This is a genomic window from Bacillus sp. JST-5 (assembly GCF_057747715.1).
Genome location: NZ_JBYLHW010000131.1, coordinates 1 through 1,894, shown reverse-complemented (window position 1 = coordinate 1,894; position 1,894 = coordinate 1). Strand labels below are relative to the sequence as shown.

General features: G+C 37.5%; 1 protein-coding gene. It reads left to right on the top strand.

What is annotated here, in order from left to right; all coding sequences use genetic code 11:
* Positions 1-133: 133 nt before the first annotated feature.
* Positions 134-1,894, top strand: a 1,761-nt coding sequence (locus AC3ASS_RS14075; protein ID WP_488284136.1) for an IS1182 family transposase, incomplete at its 3' end; no start/stop codon positions are given.

The window sequence follows — 1,894 nt, the reverse complement described above, 5'->3', positions numbered from 1 at the left end:
AGGGGCTGTCCGAAAAGTCGATTGAATCGACCTTCGGCTCAGCCCTTTTTTCTGTTTTTAGGGTACAAAAAAATCGTCCTTTTTTATAGAATGAAATTGACCAAAAAACATTCTAAAGAAAGGACGATTTTTTATGAATAATCAAATGACTATTCAAGAAAATTATAACACGCAATTAGAAATGACTCTAGAGGGTATTCAAAAAATAGAGGTTCAAAAGAACAAGAAACGCAAAAAGCTAGTTTTCCAACCTTATTGCAATCGTCAAGTCATGAGCATTTTAGATATCGAAATGTATATTCCTGAAAATCATGTCGCCCGTTTAGTGGATGAAATGGTGGAATCGATTCCGGATGAAGTGTTGTATACTCATTATGTTGGTGGGGGTCGTGCACCCTATCACCCTAAAATGTTATTGAAAGTGATTTTATATGCGTACACTCAAAACGTTTATTCAAGTCGGAAAATGGCGCAAATGGTGAAAGAAAATCTTCCGATGATGTGGTTGGCGGGATTGCAAACCCCTGACCATCGCACAATAAATGATTTTCGTAGTGTTCGTATGTCAAACATGATGGATTCTGTATTTGAACAATTTGTCCTTCAACTAGTAGAACAAGGATTTATCGACCTCGACCATATTTTTGTGGATGGTACGAAAATAGAAGCGAATGCCAACAAATATACGTTTGTATGGCGAAAATCCGTAGAAAAATATGATCAGAAACTACGAGCCAAAATTCAATCGTTTCTACAAGAAGCGCACCAAATCGCCTTGGAGGAATTAAAAGAAGAACAATTAGAAGAAGAATTAGAAAAATCATCGGCACAACTTTCTGAGAGAATAGAAGCTTTGGAAAAAGATTATAAACAGGAAGAAGACAAAGAAAGAAAAAAAGAACTTCGCTCTAAAAAATCCCAACTCACCAAACAACTGAAAACGATTCAAACGGATTATCTTCCACGATTACGAAAATACAAAGTACAAAAACAGATTCTAGGTGAACGAAATAGCTACTCGAAAACCGACCATGAGGCCACTTTTATGCGAATGAAAGAGGACCATATGAAAAACGGCCAACTCAAGGCGGGTTATAATGTTCAACTCGCCACACAACATCAATTTATCGTGGGATTTGAAATTTATCAAAATCCAGGAGATACTCGCTGTTTCCAACCATTTATGGAAAAGTTATTGGAATCGATACCGAAGGAAAAGAAACTCAAGTATGTCATTGCCGATGCAGGATATGCGAGTGAAGAAAACTATTTATATGCGATTGGCGAAGAAAAAGAACCTCGTTTTGAATTATTAGCCCCATACCAAACCTATTTGAAGGAACAAAGTAAAAAGTTTAAAAAGGATTTATCAAAAGTACAAAACTGGAAATACATCGAAGAAGACGATTGCTTTATCTGTCCGAACAATCGGAAAGTCGTATTCAAGTATTATCAAAAAAGAAAAAATGCATCTGGATACATACAAGATTTGAAAGTGTACGAGTGTGAAGATTGTACGGATTGCCCGTTGAAGAATGAGTGTACGAAAGCCAAAGGAAATCGTCGAGTATATTGGAACACGATTTATGAAGAAATGAAAGCGAAAGCCAAAGCAGCTCTTGGTGACGAACAAAAGGCAGCTCTTTATGCGAAGCGTAAAGTGGATGTCGAAAGTGTGTTCGGGAACATCAAGGGCAATTTGCGTTTCACTCGATTTCTGTTACGGGGGCTTCATAAAGTCCGAACAGAATTCGGGATTGTGGCAATGGCCCACAACATACTGAAATGGGCCGCAAATTCCCAAACCAATTTCAAAAATAAGGAAACAGAGCGAATGGAAAAACTCATTGTTTTCTCCATTCGCTCTGTTTTTATGGACTTTTTAGACAAGCCC